Genomic DNA, 16,792 nt, shown 5'->3' with positions numbered 1-16,792 from the left:
CTTCGTAAAACATTTTTAGTGATTTATAACTGCTAATCAAAAAGGAGAAAAATATATGATGGGTAATATTAATCTAAAAGAAAGAGTCAGTACAGCCAATTTTCTTTTAGGAAGAATAGCCTCGGTACCTTCTTATTTTATGGAACAATTAAACTTACAAGAAACAAACTCTTTACATCAGAAAATATATAACCTAAAACAAGAGATACAACATGCCATGCCGGAAGTTAATGATATTCTGTACAAGAGCGTTCCTCAAATAAAAGATAATACATTAAGAAGGTATATATTAAAGTTGAATAGAGATATATATAATGGAAGATCTTTGGATTTAAAGATGGACTATATCTACAGATTAGATCAGCTATTATCGGCTAATGAAAAGGCTACATTACAAAATCACTTAACACAATATAACGATTTCAAACATATCATGATAGAAGCTAATTCTGTCTATAACCTAGAAATAGAGAGTATCAGTAATAATTTATTAAACTTGATGAATAGTGAAGACGTTAACGATATGATGAAAGGTATTGTTCTTGCAAGTGAAGATTTTGCGCAAGCGATCCTAAAAGACAAAAAGGATTTATATAATTACAAGTCTATTTTATCTAATACTACTTTTACCTATTTACAAAGAAGTGCGCTTAAAACAAGTCCATTCAGTGCACTGACACAGTTGAAGTATATACCAATAGAAGAAAAATCAAGTTCCGTTTGTGAATCGTCGCATAAAAGTTCATTAAAGTTAAATAGATCAATTATATCTACTATTGTCGAATCATTTGCACTTTATTATAAAAACTTATTTATGTTTAAATTTAACCCTCAAGTTAAAGTTGGGGATCATACATACTTTATAAAGAGTTCTTATAAGCATTCTGATGGTTTTCCCTGGAAGACTAAAGATGTTTTAAAGAATAGTAATATTGTGAAAATTTATAATGGTTTAGTCGAACACTATGAAAGGGAGACTTATAAAATAAGTGAAATAAAAGAAAGATTAGGTAGTAAATCAACCTTTATTATTAGACAACTTTTATCTTCAAAAGTTTTAAGACCGATGATTCCATGGGATATTCGAGATGAAAGAATATTTCATTACATGAAGGATTTTTTAATAGAAAACAAGGTGGATCATGACGAACTTATTCAAGTCTTTTCTATTATTGACAGACTAATTGAGGAGTTAAAGGACTATGAAATAGATGTCAATCAAAGGTTAAATAACGTTATTAAACTTAGGAAGCATGTTAATAACATTTTTACTATACTGGATATAAAAAAGCCATATTGGATAAACGATACGAATATGATTTATGAAGATGTCCGCTCTTCCAACACAAACGTGAGTTTACCTGAAGATATAGAAGAACAACTGAAGAAAATTCATGAAAAAGTCTCCTCTGATATGCAGATTTTGCCAATGTACCAAGAGATTGTTGATTATTTTTTAAAAGAATATGGAGAGGATGGCACCTGTAATCTATTAAGCTTTATTTTCACTATTTATGCTAGTGGACATGATAATCTCAATTATTTCGAGATGGTGCAAGACTCCTATCAAAAAGTACGGGAAGGGGAGGCAGAAAATAAACCTGAGAGAAATTCTATTGCTAAACCAACATCTACTATTTACTTCCAAATAGTTCCTAACAACGTATCAGAAAAGGGATACGATATTGTTGTGAATAAAGTTTCAACAGGGATGGGTAATATTTTTTCACGTTTTGTTCCTTTGTTAGGAGAAGCATATCAAAAGTCCCTTAGAGACTGGATAGAAACAACATTCTACGAAGGGAATGTCGCAGAGTTTACTACAGGTGGGGATTGGTCTAACCTTCAGGAAAACTTTAATGTGTTAAAAGATGCCGTGGACAGTATTGCAGAGTTATCATATCATACCGGTAGAAAAAATATAGATATTACCAAACTAAGGATTTCTTATAATTCTTATAATCACACATTGGATATTCTTGATGATGAGGGACAGATTATTTCCCCAGTATACTTGGGAACTATTCCTCAACATTTACTTAATGGTCCAGCAAATATTTTATTAACATTAGTAAATCCATGGACAGCTAATACCAATATAGGGATCAATCCCAGACCTTGGGAGAACAAAGAGAAGAAAGTGGATCAAATATCTTTTGTCCCGCGAGAACAGGAAGGGAATATCATTTATAAGCGCGCTCAATGGGAAATTCCTTTCAGTGAATTACCTATGAAGCATCATAACGAATCTGAGGTCGATTATTTTATAAAAGTTAATGACTTTCGACTGAAACATGGGATCCCATTAGAAACTTATATGAGTACTTATTATATAGGTGATTCAATGATTAGAAAACCAATGTGGATGAATTTTTGTAATCCTTATTGTTTAGAGGTTCTTAAAAAGAAGAAAAATCATGACATAGAATATGTGATTTTTACAGAGGCTCTACCATCTTCTGATGAAGCTTTTTATACTAATACATCAGGTCAGCCCTTAAACACAGAGCTTATGAGTCTTAACAGGACAGAATAAACTGAAAACATGTACTTATTGAAGGTGAAATTGAATACGGAATAAGGAGACGGATTTTTTCGCTTTCACGTGCTGTATTTTCAACCTTAAATGTTTCTATTCTTTTTAAGGGAAAAATTGTATGAATATTAGTGCTTTGAGCACAGAGAAAGGATGATAATTCAAATGAACCAAAACTTAGAATGGGTGTATTACAAAATATACTTTCCAGAAGAAAAATATATTGATTATTTTGTAGAAAATATTATGTCGAAGTTATATAAAGAATTAAAATCAAATGAAAAAGTTCAAAAGTGGTTTTTTATAAAATTTATTGATGAGACTGGTAATCACATTAGGCTTAGATTGCAAGTATATAATGAGGATTTAGATTTTGTTTGTAATTATATAGAAGAAGATTTGGAGAAAAAGCTACCAGAGGTATTAGAGGTCAACATCACAACGAAGGAGAGAATATTGCCTTTAGAAGATGTGGAAAATAGTAGCGGTTTGAATGACTGTTTTTATGAATTGGACATATATGAACCCGAAATTGAAAAGTACGGTGGAAGTATTGGGGTAACCTATGCGGAGGATATTTTTGAGATTTCAAGCAATTTAACATTAGATTTCATGCATTATATAAATAAAGATAGAATTGACCGGTATACCATTGGGCTTTTAACTATGGCGGAATTCATGAATACATGCCTCGAACAAAATAAAGTGAGCTCTTTTTTAATGAATTATATAAGTTATTGGATTGGGGCCAATTATTCTGATAAAGGATTGATGTACAGAGATAGCTTCCTTAAAGCAGGTCAGAAACGAATAGAGACTACAAAGTTAATTAAAGATTCCTTGCCAGAGGTTCTAATTAGAAAAATAGAGGAGTTTGCGAAAGATATTAATAAAGTAGTAGAACGAGTTATAAGTGATCAAAAGGTTCCACAACCCATAGAGGAATTATGTTTTCATTATATTCATATGATGAATAATCGTTTAGGTATTTGGCCTGTTGAGGAGGCGTACCTTGCTGCTTTGTTAAAACCTTTATATGACGAAGAGTCTGGACGCTTATTTAAAGGAGAAGAGTTGATATCAAATGAATAATGAAGTTGTTTTATCCGTAAATGACTTAAAAAAGTCTTATGATAATGTCTTGGCGATTCAAGATGTTAATCTAACAATGTACCGAGGTGAAATCTTAGGGGTATTAGGGCGTAATGGGGCAGGTAAAACCACTTTAATTGAAAGTTTAGTAGGGCTTAGACAACCAGATTCAGGTGATATATCCATTTATAATAAAGAGCAAAAGAAACTCTCGGCTAAGGAAATAAAAGAATATATTGGGATCCAATTACAGGAATATTCCTTATTTGAGAGACAAACCATTCAAGAAATACTGGAACTATTTGGTAGCCTTTATAAAAAAAGTATTCCTGTGAAGGAATTGTTGACCAAACTCGATTTAATTAATGTAAAAGACAAACAAATCAGAGAATTATCACAAGGACAGAGACAAAGGGTCAATATAGGCGTTGCTTTAATTGGCGATCCAGAAATCCTTTTACTAGATGAACCTACAGCAGGATTAGATGTTCATATTAGGTTATTAATGTGGGATATTTTAGAGTATTTAAAAAAAGAGGGTAAAGCAATTTTGATAACTACACATCATATGGAAGAAGCAGAAAGATTGTGTGATAGAATTTCAATATTGCATGACAAAACCGTTTTGGATACGGACAATACGACTTCTTTCATTCAAAAGTTTGCAAGGAAAGATAATTATACTTTGGAAAATGCTTTTATTAATATAACAACACAAAAATTGGAGGGTAGTAAAGAAAAATGAAAAATACATCCTTTGTGAAACTTGTAAAGACAGGATATTTGGAGATCATGAGAGATTTTAAAACAGCTTTTTTTATAATTATTTTTCCTGTGACCTTCTTAATTATGTTTGGTTTGATGGGAATGCTTATCCCTAATTCAGAATCGATGGAATTAAGCTTTATTGAGTTTATGTTTCCGGGTGTTTTAATATTTGCACTCTTGTCAACAGGGCTTTTTGGTACGACAACTCCCTTGATTGAATTAAGGAAGAAGGGAACTTTAAAGTTATTTCAAGTGACGCCTTTATCGAAGGGAGAGTTTCTATTATCACAGATAACTATCCGATTTATCATATCAATTATTCAAATAACCCTTTTTTTTAGTGTTGGATTTATTATACAGGTCATCCAACTAAAGCACCTCATCCCATTTTATGGGGCTTCCTTACTTGGAATGTGCCTTATTTTACCTCTTGGATTTATTTTCGGTAGCATATTTAATTCAGTAGAGGTTTCTGGCGCATTATTAGGAGGTATTTCAGCTCCAGTATTAATGTTAAGTGGTGTGCTGCTTCCATTAACAATATTTCCCGATATTTTTGAAAAAATAGCGATGATTTCACCCTTTACTTACTTTGGGGATTTACTTCGTACTGTCATGTTTGATAGTTTTTCACCTATGTTTCCAGCTTATATTAATATATTAGTACTCTTTGGTTCCACTATTGTACTATTTTATATTGGTAAGGTTACGTTTAAATGGCGCTAATGAGACCTAAGGTCATAAATGGATTATCGTTACGTTAGAATGGAAATCAATTTGAGAATAAACTAGATCGGATTGTGATGTAAATTAAGAGTTAGAAGAGTGATAATATGAATAGTATTAATAGACAATTGTCGGAATATGTTTTATTCGTTGTTTTTGCCTTTATCTTCTCCCAAATAGTTGCTTTTATGTTTGGTAGTATAGGATTAATTTTAAATTCTGAGTTATTAATATCAATATTCCAAAGAATTGGTCAGTTATTAGGCTTATTTGGTTTTTTTATAATATGGTATAGAGATATAACCTATTTAAGGAGTTTAGGACTTGATACAACCCAGCGAAATAGTTTACAAATATTAAATGGCTTTTTCATGGCATTAACAGTTCAAACACTTATTATTGTAACCTACATGTTGACTGGGGCAGAGCTAGTAAGACTATCAAATAGTGTTCCATATTGGATTTTGTTTGGATTTGCTCCTGGAATGATCATTCACACCTGCGTAGGATTGGTAGAAGAATTTTTATTTCGAGGCTTTCTTTATAATCACTTGAAAAAATACTTACCAGTTAGTGTAGCAATACTTTTACAGGCTGCATTATTTTCTTTAGCACATCTCTTCAACCCGGGGTATTCCTTTTCGGCATTTATTGGACTAACTATTTTTGGAATACTTATGGCTCTTTTACTTGACTATAAAGGCTCACTATTATTGCCTATATCGTTTCATGCAATGTGGAATTTAAGTGAGGGAACTGTATTTGGATTTGCCGTAAGTGGTAGAGAAGCAACTAGTCTGCTGAAATTTAAAGTGAGTCAAAATGAACTTTTACATGCCGGTGAATTTGGGTCTGAGGCAGGAGTGATTTCAATGATTATTTTGAGCTTCTCATCAATAGCACTACTACTATATACTAGAAAATTAAACAGAAACAAAACTGTGAAGGCTTCCTAAATTGATAAAGCTTATCATTTCAATCTTAGTAGAGCGAGGGTTTTGAAAGATAAAAAATAGATTCTGATTATGATTTGTTGAAAAATGTATTTACATTCCAACGAGATTGAAGTGGTGTGGTACTTCCTTGGATTGTCATATAGCATAAAACTCTAACCGAGACGAAGCAGAAAATATGGTGATGTCTTAAGGTTAAATGGAGATTGTTTTATAAAAAGTACCTTTTGTGAAAGAAGAAAATTGAGATAAGCTTGGCTTTTCACGCTTTTCTTGTTTGCCCGGGGATTTTGTTTGTCTCACTTTTTAAGAAATTTGTGATTTCAAGAGATGGAATAGACATTTGTTAGTTGCAGAGTTTTCACTGTTATTTAATAATAAACCATTTGTAATAATCAGGGAGGGTTTCATCTATAATAGTTATATGGTCTTTTATTAAAAAAATCTGTGGTAAAGTATATCATGTTGAAAAGGGAGGATCATATTTATGACGAATCATCGTTTGATAGGATTAGCTTTTATTATTATCGGGATGACATTTTTTCTTTTATCCTTTAAGTACATTGTGTCCCTATTATGGGTTATCATAGTAATTTCATCAATAATTTTATTATATATTGGCACAAATATTTTTTATAAAGGCAATTCGGACGATAAGAAATAATGCCAAATGAATTAAAGAAAATTATTGAAAGTGGAAGTTGGAAAAGGATTGGTCGTTTAAAGGAGCATAACAGTCTCTTGTAAATTAACCCCACCGGGTGGATACAATGGCATCGCTCTGTTCAGATAATCCAACGACTGCTATGTCTCATCCCGAGATTTTTTCTGTGGTATCTTGTAGGGATAAAAGGATGCCTGCAGAGACAATTTTATTTCTTTCAACACTGCTTCGTCATGTAGAATGCTGCCTGGATAAAATATAGATTCTAACAAGGCATGTGACACCTTTGCTGAGATTGAAGTTTCTGAATGTATTAAAGGTTCTAATGGTTGTTTCCGTTCAATAGCTATCAAGGCACCGTGTCTTTGTTCCGAAATTATATTTCGGATGAATCTTTAAGAAGGAAAACACAAAAAGGATTGAATAAAGGAGTAGCCAGAATGGGCTGGCAAGAGCTATTTTCTTTGGAAAACAAGGAGAGCTTAGGGAACGAACCATACAGCATCAATTACAACGAGCCAGTGCTTTAAACATAATTATCAATGCCATAAGTGCTTGGAATACTTTACATCTAACAAAAGCAGTTAAATATAAAAAACAAACAGGTAGCTTTAATGAAAAATTATTGTACCACATGTCTCCTTTAGGCTAGGAACATATTAATTTGCTAGGAGAATATCATTTTCACTTGGAAAAAGCAGTCTCATTAGATTCATTAAGATCATTGAAACTTTCTTAACATTGTTAAAAATGGTGGGAATCGTCTCAAAAATGTGCTTAGCGTTGTAAATTCGCATTTTCCTGACGATACCCCTTATTAAGTTTTCCATGTTCCAGCGTGTCTAAACAGCAGCGTTTTATATTGCTACTGTTTTTTATTGGTTTGGCTTGAGAGGCCAGGGGCTAGGATTTCTGAATATGTCTTGTATTATGAAGTAAACCTCGTTTTATTTTTTTATAGTTTGCTCATTACATGTTTCATGTTAAAGTAAGTAGCAATGAACAAATCGTAACTATTACGATTTGTTCATTTGGGTGCGCCCTGCATGGGTGGAAACTTGGTGGTGAGAGTCCACTACAGGCTTGGCAGTAGGAACTGTTAGCGAAAGGCAAGGTGGTTGTCGTGAGGTAATGGATAAAGGAAGCTGGACGCAAACTCCTGAACTGACGAACAGAACTAGATAGAAGGCTGAATTAGGTCGGATAAGTCTGCACAACAAGACAAAGTCCAATACTGCGAAACCTATACAGTAGATCTAGCAGTTACATGGGAGGAAAGTTTCCGCTCTTACCGGAGGAGGTCTTGTGAGGGTGCAGTGAGAGCTTATAAATATCAATGATAAAATGGTTCTTACGCACTTTTGGTGGGTGTTATTTGACAATAAAACGGGAATATAACAACCAAAAGGAAAAAGGGCGTGATTCTCATGAAAAATGTTCTGAAACGACTAGATCCCTTTCTTAAGGTTGAATCGGTATTAGAGGAATCTGATCGAATGGAGTTTGTTGTTCGTCTTCCGCCCTATGCCCAACATGCGGCAAGCGTTCTTTTAATCGTCATAGCTCCTATATGCGTAAGATTTCAGATCTCCCTATAGAAGAACGTAAAGTTTTTATTCATGTAAAATCTTATAAATGGTTCTGCAAAAATAGCAAATGTGAGAGACAAGTATTTACAGAACGACTACCTTGGATAGCTCCTTATCGCAGACGTACTCAGCGACTGGAAAATGCTCTTTGAGAGGTTGCATTTTCAACGAATGCAATGCAGGCAGAAAAAGTGTGCCGGACATTAGGTATGCCGGTTAGCCATGATTCTTTATTGCTTCTTATCTACAAAACACCTCTGCCAAAAAAGGAGAGTCCCTTTCGTTGGTATTGATGATTTTGCTTTCAAACGGCGACACAAGTATGGGGTTATTATTTGCGATCCTCAAACATCTCATCCCATTGACTTATTACCCGATCGAACAGCTGAAACACTTAAGACATGGTTGGCGCAATACAATACTGTCATCCAAAGAATATCGAGAGATCGGTTCGCCCTTTTTAGAGAAGCAATTAATGAGGTTTTCCCGCAGGCCATCCAAATACATGACCGTTTTCATCTTATTCAAAATCTATGGACGTTGCATAATCAGATTATAAAAAAAGTGCTTCCCACGCGGATATTGAAAGAGAATAAACCGTCTCCATCATCTTCTCCACTACCATTAACGAAACAGGAAAAGCGAAGAGAACAAAATGCAAAGCAAAAATGGGAACGAGCTATCCAAGTCAAAAAGTTAAAAGGGGAAGGACACTCCATCCGACATATCGCGACAACGATGAATATGGATTGGCGAACTGTAAAGGCAGATCTCTTAAAAGAAAAAGCCAGACACAGGCGAACGGAAAAAACGTTCAAAACCGATTAATGACTGGACTGAAACTGTTTTCACCTTAGAAAAAAATGGACGTACTGTTCAGGAAATTTACAATACCATCACCGAACAGGGATATAAAGGTCCCTATAGTTCTGTACGAGTGCTAGTTACCGAGATTCCCAGAAAACGAAAACAGGGACAAACACTTCAGCCATCAAGCTATTACACAAGAAATGAAATTCGTCGAGCTTTATGGCAATGGAGGTATTCTACAAAAGAAAAAGACAAGGCGTTCGTTTATATTATTCTTAAAAGATATCCAGAACTACGCCCCTATTTTGCTTTCATTCAAGGCTTTCGAGAGGCGGCTTAAAACCGGGATAAAGAACAATTACGGGAAATTGTCCTGTTTGAAAAAAGTCGTGAGGATTCTCTAACTAAAGCATTCATCGATCGCTTACTTGTCGATTTTCCGTCTACTCTCCATGCATGTTCATTTGAGGAAAGCAATGGATTTGTCGAAGAAGGTCATGTTAATCGACTAAAAATGATTAAACGGATGATGTATGGACGCGCTAGTTTTGAATATCCGTGTATTGCATACCACAAAATAATTATATTAATAAAATAATCATATCTAGTCACATTGCCATAGGTTGCCATTCACCAACATTGCGTAAGACCCAATACCAGTTTGAAACTATTGAACCGCCGTATACGGAACCGTACGTCAGACTGTCTAACAAATATTCAATTTTCAGCACTCAAACGTACTTTTTTTCTTCATTTTGCTTGCAAAACTTCTAATATTGAAATTAACAAAGAGTTTCGGTGTGGTTAAGCTACTAATAGCTCCACAATATCCGAAATTTTTTGATTTTCGTTAGTCTTTTGAAATTATAGGCAACACCAATTAGAGCCGCTTCCGCGTTCACAGAATCCAGCCCTTTCCCTAGAAAAAAAGTATAACCAAAGGATCGCTTAATGGTTCCAAAAGGATGTTCCACAATTTGTGATCGTTTTTTATAAATTTCATTATTGGCTTCAGTATCTTCTTTCAATTTTTCGAGAAGTTCTTCATGTTCCCAGCGTTGAATATTTTTTCCTCTTTTAGCTTTTGTACATAAACTATATACAGGACAAGATAAACAAACATCTCCTCCAATATACCTTTTGTACTTCAAACCATTTTTAGACGTGTTTTCCATGTAAGGAAGTTCTTGTCCTTGAGGACAACGATAAGTATCTGTTTCTTTTTGATACTGAAAATTATCTTTTGAATAAGTAGGCTCTCCTGACATACTTTTCTTTTTTTGAGGTTTTAAATACAAAGTGTTTCCGTCATCTAAACAATCTTTTATTTCTTTTGCATTATAATATCCTGTATCAGCTACTATGACTCTGTCTTTGTTTTTTGATAATATTTCATTTGTTTTTGAAACCATCGGGGATAGTTGACTCTGTCATTTACATCGTTTACTACATCTAAAGTGACAATCAGTTTATGCTTATTATCGACAGAAGATTGCATATTGTAAGCTACATCTATTTTCCCGTTATTTTTCATAGCTCTAGATTCGGGATCTGTAGTTGTCAATGGTTCTTTTCTTCTTCATTCATTTTCTTTTTTATTTCTATTAGATGTTCTTTTTTCTTTTGATATTTATCAATTTTCGATTCGATAGATGAAACGTTCTCTTCTGTTAATTCATCCTCCTGTGCTATTCGTTTTAGTTGTTGGAGGTAGTGTTCAATCTTTTCATCAATATAATTCATCTTATTTGTTAATCCATTTGAAGTAATGTAATTTCTCTCACTATTTTGTGCTCGTATTTTTGTTCCATCAATGGCAATGAGCTTGCCATCAATTAATCCCCATCCTTTAAGTAAGCATGTAAAAGTGCGCATAACTTTCTTAAAGCCTTTACGGTTTTCCTTTAGAAATAATGAAATAGTTCCGTGATCAGGACGTATTCCATTTACTAACCACATTAACTCGATATTTCTTTTACATTCTGTCTCTAAAAAACGAGAAGATCTGATCTTGTTAAAGTATCCATAGATGAACAACTTTAATAAATCTTTTCTCTCATACGGTTGTTGTCCAGGATTATGTTTTTTATATTCTTTAATTCCCATATCGACCAAGCAGAGTGATTCGACGAAAGCATCAATTCTCGAACAGGATTTTCCTTATCAATCATTTCATCTAAAGACAGTAATTGAAAACTTATTTGATCTCTTGAAAAACCTTGAACATTGCCCATTTTAAAGAATCTCCTCTACTCGATCAGAGCGTACGCCATTAGTTTTAGGCAGACATCTACTATCTATGTCCATCTTTAATAAAGAGAGGAAGGGAGGATGCTAAAGTAAATGGAGATGAGAACTCCTGTGACTATTGTGACTGGATATTTAGGATCAGGAAAAACAACCTTTCTTAAATCATCTTGAATCATCTTCTAGAGCAAACGAACGAAAAGATGGCAGTTAGTGTAAATTGGATTTGGTGATATTGGTATAGACGATCAGCTCATTGAAAAAAACAAAGAAGAAATCATCGAAATGAATAGCGGTTGTATCTGCTGTAATGTTCGTAAAGATGTAATTGCTGCATTCGATATGCTTTCTTTCTCAAGGATACAGAACATGATTGAGTTTGACAGAATAGTGATAGAGACAACTGGATTAGCAAATCCTGCGCCAATTGTGCAAACCTTCTTGATGGATGAGAGCATGGTGGAAGAATACGTTATCGACAGTGTTTGTACCTTTGTTAATGCTAAACATATTTCTTATCATTTAGACCAAAAGGATGAAGCATGAAGTCAAATTGCTTTTGCAGATGTAATTGTTGTAAACAAAACAGATTTAGTAACGAAAAATGTTTTAAAAAAGCTAATAACTCGTTTGGATGGAATCAATCCTACTGCTTTTACATATTTATGTGTAAACAGTCAGGTAGATTTGTATAGAGTAGGAAATATTTTTTCTTATAATCTGCATGAAAAATTTACGTTAAATTCCTATTCCTCAGATCAAGGTCATCATGATGAGAAAGTAACATCTTCTCCTTACAGGAATCAAGACCGCTTAATTTAAGGAAACTCAACATGTGGTTTTCTTATCTTGTTCAACTGCAAGGAGAAAACCTATATCGTTATAAAGGGATATTAAACATAGATGGGTTAGATAGACGATTTATTTTTCAAGGCGTTCATATGATTTTTGCAGGGGAAGAAAAATAATAGGGGCAATGAACAACGTAAAAGTGAGCTTGTATGTATTAGGAAGAATCTCGATAAAGAAAAACTTAAATGCAGTTTCGTGCATGTATCGTAAAATAAATTTTTTTAAACTTCAAATCGTAAGGCTTACAATTTATACTTAGGAAATCTAAGTTAGAGAAAATGGTAGTCCGTTGAGATGCTACGGTAAGTTAAGCTGATAAAACTAGACAAAACAATAATTTTTGAATTTGATTTTAAAAATAATAGAAATAGGTGAGATTAATGGCAAAAAAATCAAAAATTGCAAAAGAGAAAAAAAGACAACAAATGGTAGCAAAATATGCTGAATTACGAAAAGAATTAAAAGAAAAAGGAGATTATGAGGCACTTAGAAAACTTCCTCGGAATTCTTCCCCTACACGTTTAACAGGAAGGTGTGCGATTACTGGGAGACCTCGCGGATATATGAGACAGTTTAAAATGTCTCGAATTGCTTTTAGGGAATATGCACATAAAGGTCAGATTCCAGGTGTGAAAAAGTCGAGTTGGTAAAAAGGAGCGGCATGCGTTTATGTATAAGTGGTCATTATAGGGGTGCTAGCAATCATTAATGGTTGGGTTTTGGCAGCAGCTTTGTTCATGTACATTGCTTTAAAAAGACGATGACAGATGATTAATTAGTATGGTAAGTAAGTTTGCTGGAAAAAGGAAGGATCAGTGGAAGAGTGTTTTACTTTTCCGCTGTTTTTTGTATCGATTAATAGGGGATTTTGTATTAAAATTGTATGATATTAAAAGAAATGAGGTGGAAAATGATTTATGTAGAGGCGTCCAGATTAAGATTGCGTGACTGGGATGAAACAGATATAGTTCCGTTTTCGGCACTAAATGCGGATGAAAACGTGATGCAGTATTTTCCTAAAACATTATCAACCGAAGAAACAAAGGCTTTTTACACATTAATCGTAGATAAGATCAAAGCGAATGGATATGGACTTTTTGCTGTGGAAGAAAAGGAAACGAATGAATTTTTAGGATTTATTGGGTTTCATCGAGCAACTTTTGAAGCTGATTTTACACCTTGTATTGGGAAGTATTCTGAAAAAACATGTGTTATATTATATAAATTCGGATTTGCTGAAATGATACGTCTGTTAAGTTGGGGCACGAAAAAGGAATGTGAATGTATTAAACGGTCAGGTCATCGGAAAGAACGTGAGCATGCAGAAAAAATAGAAAGCGAGCAGTTAGTTCAACGGTTAAGTCCGCAAACAAACAGATGACCACGATTATCAGTGGTGAAGCCATATTCATTTCCCCAAATCAATAAAAGCAGTTGAATAGGTAAATATTTAGGGGGCTGTTCTTGCGCTGCTCGTTCACATATGCAAAAGCGGGAGCTGACAGCCCTATAGATATATGTTCCAGTGAGGGTGGGGGATGATGACTGATAGGGGGAGAATAATTTGCCTTTCTACCACAGGCTGGAGTGCATCGTTACGCAGACGGTGTATTTTCATAGGTAATGGTCATGCGTTGGCTTTTTATTTCATCGACTTGTTCATCTAGCCTTTGCACAATCTTATTCATACGTTTATCGATGTGTTCTAGTAAATTACGATTGTACGTCGTTAACTTTTTTGTTTCTTCTTTCATTGCTTCTACAATTTCACCTTTTTGATCCTCATTAACAATAATATCATCCATGAGATTGAAAAAAGTCTTATCGATTTTAAATATGTCCTCTGTATAGTTACGTAGAATTTGTTTCTTATGCATGAGATTCTCACTTGCAACAATTTTTTCTGTTACTGTAATTGATTCTATATCTTTCATGTCATTCTCCCTCTACTAACCGAAATAAAGTAGCGACTTCTTTTTCTTCCGTAAACAAATCTTCGATGGCTTTGCGATAATTTTCAATATATGTATAGCTTTTTTGTACACTTTGCTTTAGTTCGTATATTTCTTCATCTAGGTTCGTATGTTCTAATGGAAAAAATACGTCGTGGACTTGAATCCGCCTTACTTTTTTATCTAATCGTGAAAAGTAAAGATGCTTTCTAAGAATATGTGTATATACACTAGGATTTGCCTCTATGTCATCTATTTTGCGCATCACTTTATATTTGTTTCTGTCATAGGATTTGGGAATTTCTCTATCTATTGCTGCTTGAAACTGACGAATCTTAGATAGCTTTTCTTCTAAAACGGTTTTCCCTTCTTGATACATACGCAAAGCGGCTGAAATATTCACTTTTATTTCTTTATTCCCATGATTGGTAGTAAAAAGCATATCTGTTCCTAAATAGGATTTTTTACCATGCGACAAACCACTTAAAACTTCCATAATACTATGGCTAGCCTTTAACTCATCTAAAACCTTCAGAAGATCTTCTTGATTTAACACTTTGAGACTATCTTTGATCGCGTTAATATGTCCCTTTACTTTTAGCGCTGCTGCAATGTCCCCGCCGATTTGTGTGATAAAGTTCCCAGTGCCTCGCACATCTACTATGCTAGATAATGTCTCTTGAATCCCTTCTAGTTCTGTTTCTATGTTGGAGAATTCTTTACCAATAAGTTGCTTTTGTGCATTTGATATATATCCTGCATCTTCTAATCTACCAAAAATTAAATCAGAATTACTTGTAATTGTTTTTACTTGTTGAAGTAGTCCTGGCACTTTTTTATCTAATTGACGAATCATTTCATCAATTTCAGCTTGATCTGTTGTATACGTTTTAAGTATATCAAATGTATCATCGATTTTATTTACAACATCCATATTAACGCCCAAAATATCTTGCATAGCTCCGTTTATCCCACCTTGATTAGAAGCAGTGGTGTACTGGATGGCTAGTTCTTGAAAGTCCTGTATTACTTCATCTGGAATATCCTCTACTAGTGATCGCAATCCTGGATAGTTAGGATTTGTGTCCACCATTTCAACATTCCCAAGCGTGAAGAAGCCACGCACAGCACTTGCAGCATAAAGTGGATCATCCTTTGAGATGATTTGGTGGATATTTTTTGCTTTGTCTTTATAGTAGTTTTCCGCGAATTGACGGAGTTGGTTTGGGTCTATGTTGTAGATGGAATTTGGATCTGAACGAGAGATGAAAAATTGATTTCTTATTTTATTTGCAAAATTATTATCAGCTGAATAAAGTTGATAATAATTAGTTTGGGCTCCATTCACACTATACACTTCATCGAATGTGCCATAGACTAAGTGAGCTGTTGTATTATTATTATGGGCTAGTGAATGTGATAATCCTACAATATTAGGTTTTTCTCTTATTTTATCTATCCCAAATGTATTTATAACTTCTTCTGTAAATTTGTGAGTATCTTGCGCCTGTGAATAATTTTTCCCAGCTAACATGGCTTTTATATTATAATTCCAATCAACTTTATCTTTAGAGCCTTGGGAAATAATAAAAAGCTTATCATTTTCATTATGTCTTTTAAGATAAACCGCGGTTCCGTCATATCCTGAATTTTGTGTTAAAGTAGTTGCTTCAGAAGATTGGTATATTTCAATTTCTGCATTAAGTTTATCTCCATATTCTTCTAAATATATTTGTTTAATTCGTTTAGTCATTTCCTTCTTGGATAAACCTTTATATTCTAAATCTATTAATCTTAACTGAAATGTATCTCCAGCAGTTGCTTTCTTAGGCATCAATATCATTCGCTTTCGTTTTCTTTTTTAATAAAGTGTATTGATTTTATCCAATCTAATATTACAAGCTTTTGTTTTTCAATGTTTTTCGAGCATTTTTCATTCTCTTTGACGCATTCTGACACATAAGTCAATTGAATTCCTCCTATACCATTCAAATTTTGTATGTAGCTCACAAATCCAATATCACCATATTCATTTAATGGCGCTGTATATAGGCGTGTGTTTTGTAGTTCTTCTTTTTTAAATTTTAAGTCTTCATTAGTGCTCCTTCTTAGCATGTCTAACGTGATTTGTTCATTTCCTTCTTTTTCCTCTGTATATGTTATATTTATAGATGATTCAAACAATGAACTCTGAATTCCAATCAAATAACTTTCGAATTGATCCTTCTTCAGGGAATAAGCCCTTTCTCCAATAATTCCACCTTCAGGAAAATCCATTTCATACTTCCCCGTCCCGGACAAAAATGGATAATAGCCAGGTCTTGTTTCTTCTGTCGATTGTAAAAAACCTCGGGTAAATTCATCTTGAAATGCTCTTACATCAGGCAGGTCTTCGGGGTTCATTTCGGAAGGTTTCTTTGTTTTCTCACTTTCCATTTGACAACCTCCTAAGAAAATTATGAATAACAGTAGCAAAAAAATGTATCGTTGCTTCTTCACATTTTAGCCTCCGATAAATAGGACATTTACCAATATGACCCATATTTTCAGTTATGTATAGTATATAGTTGACTATGAGCAAATGAAAGTGAAGAGAGGGATTT

At 33.8% G+C, this 16,792-nt stretch carries 17 protein-coding genes and 4 pseudogenes; 12 read left to right on the top strand and 9 right to left on the bottom strand.

The features are described 5' to 3' along the window. Positions 1 to 55 precede the first annotated feature (55 nt). From B2C77_RS16580 to B2C77_RS16560, 5 genes are all read left to right on the top strand, one after another. Positions 56 to 2,536: a hypothetical protein gene (locus B2C77_RS16580; RefSeq protein WP_077706046.1), complete on the top strand. Its 2,481-nt coding sequence runs from the start codon at positions 56 to 58 to the stop codon at positions 2,534 to 2,536. Positions 2,537 to 2,701: 165 nt separating this feature from the next. After that, positions 2,702 to 3,628 carry a thiopeptide-type bacteriocin biosynthesis protein gene (locus B2C77_RS16575; protein WP_176087354.1) on the top strand — a complete coding sequence of 309 codons (927 nt, stop codon included), beginning with the start codon at positions 2,702 to 2,704 and terminating at the stop codon, positions 3,626 to 3,628. After that, on the top strand, positions 3,621 to 4,373 hold the full coding sequence (locus B2C77_RS16570) for an ABC transporter ATP-binding protein (RefSeq protein WP_077706044.1): 753 nt from the start codon (positions 3,621 to 3,623) through the stop codon (positions 4,371 to 4,373). The genes B2C77_RS16575 and B2C77_RS16570 overlap by 8 nt, the downstream gene beginning before the upstream one ends. Then, entirely contained in the window at positions 4,370 to 5,122 is a 753-nt protein-coding gene (locus B2C77_RS16565) for an ABC transporter permease (protein WP_077706043.1), read from the top strand. Before B2C77_RS16570 ends, B2C77_RS16565 begins: the two co-directional genes overlap by 4 nt. A 107-nt stretch (positions 5,123 to 5,229) precedes the next feature. Continuing rightward, a complete protein-coding gene (locus tag B2C77_RS16560) occupies positions 5,230 to 6,078 on the top strand; it encodes a CPBP family intramembrane glutamic endopeptidase (RefSeq protein WP_077706042.1) in 849 nt (282 codons plus the stop codon). A gap of 801 nt (positions 6,079 to 6,879) precedes the next feature. On the opposite strand, the gene B2C77_RS22550 is transcribed toward B2C77_RS16560, so the two are convergent. Beyond that, the gene (locus tag B2C77_RS22550; protein WP_176087352.1) at positions 6,880 to 7,092 is read right to left on the bottom strand and encodes a diadenylate cyclase; all 213 of its coding nucleotides are present in this window, start codon (positions 7,090 to 7,092) and stop codon (positions 6,880 to 6,882) included. Between the two features lie 21 nt (positions 7,093 to 7,113). Here B2C77_RS22550 and B2C77_RS16550 point away from each other — a divergent pair. From B2C77_RS16550 to B2C77_RS16540, 3 genes and pseudogenes are all read left to right on the top strand, one after another. Further along, positions 7,114 to 7,478, top strand: a pseudogene (locus B2C77_RS16550) (Tn3 family transposase); the annotation flags it as partial. A 792-nt stretch (positions 7,479 to 8,270) separates the two neighbouring features. Beyond that, positions 8,271 to 8,480: pseudogene (locus B2C77_RS22545) on the top strand (transposase family protein); the annotation flags it as partial. A gap of 70 nt (positions 8,481 to 8,550) precedes the next feature. Continuing rightward, on the top strand, positions 8,551 to 9,156 hold the full coding sequence (locus tag B2C77_RS16540) for a transposase (protein ID WP_077706040.1): 606 nt from the start codon (positions 8,551 to 8,553) through the stop codon (positions 9,154 to 9,156). Positions 9,157 to 9,950: 794 nt separating this feature from the next. Here the strand turns inward: B2C77_RS16540 and B2C77_RS21900 are convergent. The 5 genes and pseudogenes from B2C77_RS21900 to B2C77_RS21885 all read right to left on the bottom strand — a co-directional run bounded on the left by B2C77_RS21900 (position 9,951) and on the right by B2C77_RS21885 (position 11,372). After that, positions 9,951 to 10,550 carry a transposase gene (locus B2C77_RS21900; protein WP_217697395.1) on the bottom strand — a complete coding sequence of 200 codons (600 nt, stop codon included), beginning with the start codon at positions 10,548 to 10,550 and terminating at the stop codon, positions 9,951 to 9,953. Beyond that, the gene (locus B2C77_RS21895) at positions 10,499 to 10,702 is read right to left on the bottom strand and encodes a hypothetical protein (RefSeq protein ID WP_217697394.1); all 204 of its coding nucleotides are present in this window, start codon (positions 10,700 to 10,702) and stop codon (positions 10,499 to 10,501) included. Before B2C77_RS21895 ends, B2C77_RS21900 begins: the two co-directional genes overlap by 52 nt. Continuing rightward, positions 10,699 to 11,097, bottom strand: a complete 399-nt coding sequence (locus tag B2C77_RS21890; protein WP_497012659.1) for a hypothetical protein — start codon at positions 11,095 to 11,097, stop codon at positions 10,699 to 10,701. Before B2C77_RS21890 ends, B2C77_RS21895 begins: the two co-directional genes overlap by 4 nt. A gap of 3 nt (positions 11,098 to 11,100) precedes the next feature. Continuing rightward, positions 11,101 to 11,244, bottom strand: a pseudogene (locus tag B2C77_RS22665) (transposase); the annotation flags it as partial. Then, complete coding sequence (locus tag B2C77_RS21885; RefSeq protein ID WP_217697402.1) at positions 11,178 to 11,372, bottom strand: hypothetical protein; 195 nt, start codon at positions 11,370 to 11,372, stop codon at positions 11,178 to 11,180. The pseudogene B2C77_RS22665 and the gene B2C77_RS21885, both read right to left, overlap by 67 nt. A gap of 232 nt (positions 11,373 to 11,604) precedes the next feature. On the opposite strand from B2C77_RS21885, the pseudogene B2C77_RS22155 reads away from it, so the two are divergent. From B2C77_RS22155 to B2C77_RS16520, 4 genes and pseudogenes are all read left to right on the top strand, one after another. Continuing rightward, positions 11,605 to 12,207: pseudogene (locus tag B2C77_RS22155) on the top strand (CobW family GTP-binding protein). Positions 12,208 to 12,218: 11 nt separating this feature from the next. Next, positions 12,219 to 12,353, top strand: a complete 135-nt coding sequence (locus B2C77_RS22150) for a GTP-binding protein (protein ID WP_254843991.1) — start codon at positions 12,219 to 12,221, stop codon at positions 12,351 to 12,353. Between the two features lie 264 nt (positions 12,354 to 12,617). Continuing rightward, entirely contained in the window at positions 12,618 to 12,887 is a 270-nt protein-coding gene (gene rpsN, locus B2C77_RS16525; RefSeq protein ID WP_077706039.1) for a 30S ribosomal protein S14, read from the top strand. Between the two features lie 260 nt (positions 12,888 to 13,147). After that, entirely contained in the window at positions 13,148 to 13,618 is a 471-nt protein-coding gene (locus B2C77_RS16520; RefSeq protein WP_077706038.1) for a GNAT family N-acetyltransferase, read from the top strand. A 214-nt stretch (positions 13,619 to 13,832) separates the two neighbouring features. Here the strand turns inward: B2C77_RS16520 and B2C77_RS16515 are convergent, their stop codons facing one another. Genes B2C77_RS16515 through B2C77_RS16505 form a run of 3 tightly spaced genes read right to left on the bottom strand, consistent with a single transcriptional unit; the run spans position 13,833 to position 16,625 of the window. After that, a complete protein-coding gene (locus tag B2C77_RS16515; protein ID WP_077706037.1) occupies positions 13,833 to 14,171 on the bottom strand; it encodes a hypothetical protein in 339 nt (112 codons plus the stop codon). A 1-nt stretch (position 14,172) separates the two neighbouring features. Next, complete coding sequence (locus B2C77_RS16510) at positions 14,173 to 16,023, bottom strand: DUF6792 domain-containing protein (RefSeq protein WP_077706952.1); 1,851 nt, start codon at positions 16,021 to 16,023, stop codon at positions 14,173 to 14,175. Between the two features lie 5 nt (positions 16,024 to 16,028). Next, positions 16,029 to 16,625, bottom strand: coding sequence for a YvcA-related protein (locus B2C77_RS16505; RefSeq protein ID WP_077706036.1), 597 nt, complete (start codon positions 16,623 to 16,625; stop codon positions 16,029 to 16,031). Between the last annotated feature and the right edge of the window lie 167 nt (positions 16,626 to 16,792).

The organism is Virgibacillus dokdonensis, assembly GCF_900166595.1.
GTDB lineage: Bacteria > Bacillota > Bacilli > Bacillales > Amphibacillaceae > Virgibacillus > Virgibacillus dokdonensis.
This window is presented reverse-complemented; position numbering and strand designations above follow the sequence as displayed.